This is a genomic window from uncultured Roseovarius sp. (assembly GCF_913057115.1).
Lineage (GTDB): Bacteria > Pseudomonadota > Alphaproteobacteria > Rhodobacterales > Rhodobacteraceae > Roseovarius.
In genome coordinates this window covers 1-5,857 of sequence record NZ_CAJXNN010000071.1, presented here as the reverse complement: position 1 = coordinate 5,857, position 5,857 = coordinate 1, and the positions used below count along the sequence as shown (strand labels likewise).

Genomic DNA, 5,857 nt, shown 5'->3' with positions numbered 1-5,857 from the left:
TTGCCGCTTGATCAGGCGCAAATCAAACCGCTCGGAGGACGACGCCGGAGAATTTCCACCACTTTCGAGACACAACCCAGAAAACCGAAAACACAGTGTTAACAACACAGCGGCCAACACAGTCGTCTGAGCACAGTCGGCTTCTAAAGCCAGATTTTAGGCTCTACATATCTTCCTGATCGCCCAAAACTTCCATCAGGTCGTTGATCGAACGGGCCAAATTAAAAGCTTCTTGCTCCGACAGACGACCCGGTCGTTGCGTGCCTATTCGATGCAAGTCGTTTGCGCAGAAGCGCTGAAACGCTGCTTCGGTACGAGGTCCCCATGCACCATCAATGCTAGCAGGCTGGGCCGGAAAAGTATCAAAGTTCATATAATACCGCATAGACTGCAGTACGGATTGCACATCCATTCTTGCGAATTCTGGAACTGCCTGGAAACCAGCTCGTATTGTGTCCATGTGGGCGTCACAAGGTGTGGGCAGACCTCGGCATACAGGCTCATCAGTTAAGTTGGTACAGGTTACTGCCTGCTCCAGAACCCTCCGCCCTTCCACTGAAATGGCACATGCCGACACGCCGCCTTGTGCTATGCAGTCAATATTTACACCGTTGTCGAAACCGAACTGTGCGCCGCCAGCGTTACCGCACTCAAACGTAGCGGAAGTCTCAGCACAGCTGCCTTCGATACACATAAGAGCGGTGGCAGGTGCAGCACCGCTTTCTTCATAATTAAAGCAATTAGCCTGTGCAGCGCCACCACTGACTACCAAGCCAGCTACTACGATCAATAATCTCATCGTACTCCCCCCCTTTGTCCAACACGCCCCAAAATGGAAGTAGCCCTGACATCGGAAGTGGCAACTGCGCCATGCGCACAACTTAATGGGACACGGTGCGTCGGACAGTGTTTCCACAAAACTCCACCAACACAGTGTTTAAACCACAGTGTTTCGAACATAGCGGGCAACACAGTGCCCACCGTTCTTGCACCAACACGAACTTGCTTCTCGAGGCTACAGGCTTGCCCAGAGCCGCGCCCGAAAGGCCGAAGCCCCAACCTGATCATCCTTAACAGGATTGGCCATGCGGGCCAATGCGCCATGGCACGCGCCAGCTATCTGAGGAGCGCACGCGCCATGTGGCTCGGCGCCCCGCCACTGGCCGGGTTTTGCGCCGCCAAGTGGCCGGTTTTTGCCCCGCCGTTGACAGACGGGCGCGAAGATGAGCCGCGATGGCGTCAATCTATCTCCGGTTGTGTCGGTCGGCGCGCAGGGCCGGCCAGGCACCTTAATGAGATGTGGCGCCCACAACGGAGAGGAAGCATTCGGTCATGCGCCGTAGCGTCCGCCCCAAGACCAAACTTGCCTTTCGCAGTGGGCAGGCGTTGCCTTATGACTTGGTCATCCTCCGAAGCGTTTGGCCGTCATGCGCGTTGCCCCCGGCCTTCAGACCGCCCGTCTTGTTTTGCGGGAGCCTATGCTCGCAGACTGGCCCAGTTTTGCCGAACTGATGGGATCGGAACTGGCGTGGCATATGGGCGGGCCGTTTTCCGTGACGCAATCCTGGGGCGCATTTTGCCATGGCATCGCGCTGTGGCAGCTTTTTGGCATTGGCGTTCTTTCGATTGAGCTTCGATCCACGGGGCAATGTGTGGGGCAGATCGAGGTCAACCAAGGCCCGCGTTTTCCGGAGCCGGAACTGGGTTGGCAGCTTGTGTCCGAGGCGGAAGGCCAAAGCTATGCCTACAAGGCAGCGGTCGCGATGCGGGATTGGGCGTTTCAGGTCAGGAAGATGGCGACATTGGTCAGCTATATAGGGCCGGAAAACGCCCGCTCGATCCGTCTTGCGGAACGTTTGGGGGCGGTTCTGGACACGCAGGCGCGCCCACAAGATCCGGGCGATCTGGTCTATCGGCATGATCCGGACCGCTGTTGAGGAATTCTGAGGCTGTCGGTCGAGGTCAGCCGTCCGAACGCCCGGAAGGGGTCGGGGGCCGCAGGGTTTGCGATGGGTAAGGCGTGTTGCGGTCGTGCAACGCGGGCCTTCGCGCAGCATGCGCGCAGAAGGGGGTGCGTGGCGCTGCGCGCGACCTGTTTTGGGCAAGCCGATAGTTCCCGCCAAAGTAGCGTGCCCGAGTTCTAATTTTTCCTTGGCGTGTCGCATCCCCGTCACAGCACTCAATTATCGTCACCCGAAACCATCTGTTGTTACGGAAGACCCCATGTTTGCCCTTACCGGCCAGAAGGCCCTGATCGTCGGCATCGCCAATGACCAATCCATCGCCTGTGGCATTGCCCAGGCGCTGGCCGCGCAGGGGGCCGATCTGGCGATCACCTATCTCAACGATCGGGCCGAACCGCATGTGCGCCCGTTGGCCGAAGGACTGGACGCCGACATCATCGCGCCGCTCGACGTCACCGACCATGGCCAGATCGGCGCGCTGTTTGACCGGATCACGCAGGAGTGGGGCCGTCTCGACATCCTGATCCATGCCATCGCCTTTTGCCCAAAGGATGACCTGCATGGTCGTGTCACCGATTGCTCCCGCGCCGGGTTTCAGGTGGCGATGGATGTCTCGGTCGGCAGTTTCATCCACCTGATCCGCAAATCCGAACCCCTGATGACCCAAGGCGGCATGTGCGCCACGGTCAGCTTCTACGGATCGGAAAAGGTGGTCGATCATTACAACGTCATGGGGCCGGTGAAGTCGGCGCTTGAATCGGTCACCCGTTACATCGCGGCCGAGCTGGGCCCCAAGGGCATCCGCGTGCATGCTCTGTCGCCCGGGCCGCTTAAGACCCGCGCCGCCAGCGGGATTGACCATTTCGACCAGCTTTTGCACAGCGCCGCCGAACGCGCGCCCACCCATCACCTGGCCACCATCGAAGATGTCGGGGCTTTCGCCGCCTTTCTTGCCAGCCGCGAGGCCGCGAATGTGACCGGTGGGGTGCACCATATCGACGGCGGCTATCATATCCTGGGGTGACACCATGACCGACCGGCCAGACCAGACGGACCACGCGATCCAAGACATGACCGATCAGGCCCGCGCGCAAGCGGCGCTTTTGACCATGCTGGGCCAGAAGCATGGCGCGGCGCTGTTGCAATCGGTCTGGGATCATTGGCACCGGTCGGCGGGCGCGTTGCATGCGGCATGGGACGGGGCGGCGGGCAGTAGCCTGGCCGAGCAGTGGCAGGCCTATCTGACCGATGCACAGCAACGCGGTGTCCTGTATCTCGACGCCCTGCGGCAAAGGGGGGATGCGGCCAAGCAGCGAGAGGCCGAAGGGCTGAAACCTGTGCTGGCCTTTGACTACGAGCTGGTCGTCGATGGGGCCGAGCTGGACCGCCCGGTGAATTATTCCCTGGTGCGGATCCTGCCCTCCAAGGATAACCCCGAAACCCGGACGGGCGGGCGGCCCTGGGTCATCATCGACCCGCGGGCGGGCCATGGCTCGGGCATTGGCGGGTTCAAGGCCGAGAGCGAGGTGGGGGTGGCGCTGGCCGATGGCCACCCAGTCTATTTTGTCATTTTCCACCCGCAGCCGACCCCCAGCCAGACCCTGGCCGATGTTACCGCCGCCGAGGCAGACTTCCTGAAAACCATCGCCGAACGGCACCCCAACGCGCCGAAACCGCTGATCACCGGGAACTGCCAGGGCGGGTGGGCCTCGATGATCCTGGCCGCCACCCATCCCGATCTGACCGGTCCGGTCGTCATCGCGGGCGCGCCGCTGAGCTATTGGGCCGGGCAGGTCGGCAAGAACCCGTTCCGCTACTACGGCGGATTGGCCGGGGGCGCGGTGCCCGCCCTTTTGGCCTCGGACCTTGGCGGTGGGGTGTTTGACGGCGCATCGCTGGTGCTGAATTTCGAAGGGCTGAACCCGGCCAAGACATGGTGGCGCAAGAATTACGACCTTTATGCCGATGTCGATGACGGGGTGGACCGGTTTCTGGACTTCGAGAAATGGTGGTCAGGCTTTTATTTCATGAACGAGGCCGAGATCCGCTGGATCGTCGAGAACCTGTTTGTGGGCAACAAGCTGACGGCGGGGCAGGCGGTGCTGGACGATGGCACCCCGGTGGACCTGACGCGGATCACCGCACCGGTGATCGTCTTCGCCTCGCATGGCGACAACATCACGCCGCCGCAGCAGGCGCTGCACTGGATCGCCGACCTATACGAAACGACCGAGGAATTGCGCGCGCGCGGCCATGTCATCATCTACACGCTGCATGATTCCATCGGGCATCTGGGCATTTTCGTTTCGGCCAAGGTCGCAAAGACCCAGCACAAGCAGATCACAAGCGTCGTCAAAACCATCGAAAGCCTGGCGCCGGGGCTATACGAGATGATGATCGATCAGGATGCGGATGGCGCGTTTCAGGTGGAGTTTCAGTCCCGGCAGGTCGACGACATCCGAGCGATGAATGACGCGCCCGAGATCGCCGAGGAATTCGCCGCCGTCGCCGAACTGTCGGAATGGGCGGTCAAGGGCTATGAGATCATGATGCGCCCCTGGTTGCGCCGCATGGTAACCCCCCAGATGGCCGAGGCGGCTCGGGAGGCCCACCCGATGCGGGCGCAGATGGCCAGCTTTGCCTCGGACAATCCGGCGATGAAACCGTTTGCCGAAGCCGCGGAGACCGCGCGGGAAGAGCGCAAATCCATCGGCACCGAGAATGTCTTTGTGCGGACCGAGACCGCGATGGCCGACCTGATCGAACGCAACTGGGATCTTTACCGTGACGGGCGCGACGCGATGATCGAGATGAGCTTTCACGCGATCTATGCCCATCCGCTGATGCGCGCCATTGCCCCGCCGAAACCCGAGGGCGCGGCGCGCCACGATATTCAGAAATTCCCCGAAGTGCGCGCGGTGCTGGCTCATATCGATGAGGGCGGCTATCCGGAAGCGATCGTGCGGATGATGATCCTTATGGGCCGCGCCCGCGGATCGGTGCGGCGTGAACGGCTGGAACGGGCCAATGCGTTGCTGCACAACCGCCCGCCCTTTGACACCATGACGGAAAGCCAGCGCACCCATATCATCCATGAACAATCCATGATCGTGGATCTTGCGCAGGCCGAGGCCCTGGCGACCCTGCCGAAACTGCTGCGCGACGATGTCGATCGCATCCGCGCCCTGAACCTTGTTCTGGACGTTGCAGGCCCCCCGGAGGACATGGACGCGCCCACCATCGCAATGTTTGATCGGTTCCAGACTGTCCTGCGCGCGAGGGCGAGGGATTGGGTGCGTCCAACCTCACGGGCCGGCAAAGACGCCGCGGAGTAGGGTCTCCAAGCTGGAATTGGTGTCACGCTTCGCCATGCGGGGTCGGGGCGCGGCGCCCACAAGCCTTTGATCGTTGCGCCCATTTGATCTATGCGCATCCAGCCCCGGACCGCCGTAAGTGTACTGAATCGACCTTCGCTTGGAAGGTCAGCAACGTCCGCTTTGGGCCGATCGCTGCCAATTAGGCTACTACTACCCTAAACGACCATGTCCGCCCAAAAATCCGCCAACATGGTGCTTGAACCACAAACCCACAACACAGTGTTGGCAACACGGCGAGCGACACAGAGCTCCAAGTTCCTGCACCAACATAGCACCCAGCAACTTCACAGTGTTCACCACAGCGCTTCCACTCACTGTCCGGTCGTGTCGCGAAGTTGGTGGAAATTTGAAGGTGGCATAATCTCCGGGTGATCCTGAACCACCCAACCGGCGGCTGGCACCGCCAGAGGAGATCACGCCATGAACAAGATTACAGACACCAGCGCGCTTTCGCTACTCGCTTGCGACGATGGCTTCGACCCGATCGAGGACCGGCTGCGCGCGAATATTCGCAGC

4 protein-coding genes are annotated in these 5,857 nt (G+C 61.0%); 3 read left to right on the top strand and 1 reads right to left on the bottom strand.

The genetic code is table 11. From position 1 onward, the window contains the following. Positions 1 to 163 precede the first annotated feature (163 nt). Positions 164 to 799: a hypothetical protein gene (locus QZ498_RS16945; RefSeq protein ID WP_294624383.1), complete on the bottom strand. Its 636-nt coding sequence runs from the start codon at positions 797 to 799 to the stop codon at positions 164 to 166. Between the two features lie 628 nt (positions 800 to 1,427). Here QZ498_RS16945 and QZ498_RS16940 point away from each other — a divergent pair. From QZ498_RS16940 to QZ498_RS16930, 3 genes are all read left to right on the top strand, one after another. After that, positions 1,428 to 1,937 (top strand): GNAT family N-acetyltransferase, encoded by a 510-nt coding sequence (locus QZ498_RS16940; protein WP_294624381.1) that lies wholly within the window; start codon positions 1,428 to 1,430, stop codon positions 1,935 to 1,937. Between the two features lie 286 nt (positions 1,938 to 2,223). Beyond that, positions 2,224 to 2,988, top strand: coding sequence for an enoyl-ACP reductase FabI (gene fabI, locus QZ498_RS16935; RefSeq protein ID WP_294624379.1), 765 nt, complete (start codon positions 2,224 to 2,226; stop codon positions 2,986 to 2,988). 4 nt (positions 2,989 to 2,992) lie between these two features. Beyond that, on the top strand, positions 2,993 to 5,299 hold the full coding sequence (locus QZ498_RS16930; RefSeq protein WP_294624377.1) for a DUF3141 domain-containing protein: 2,307 nt from the start codon (positions 2,993 to 2,995) through the stop codon (positions 5,297 to 5,299). Positions 5,300 to 5,857: the final 558 nt, after the last annotated feature.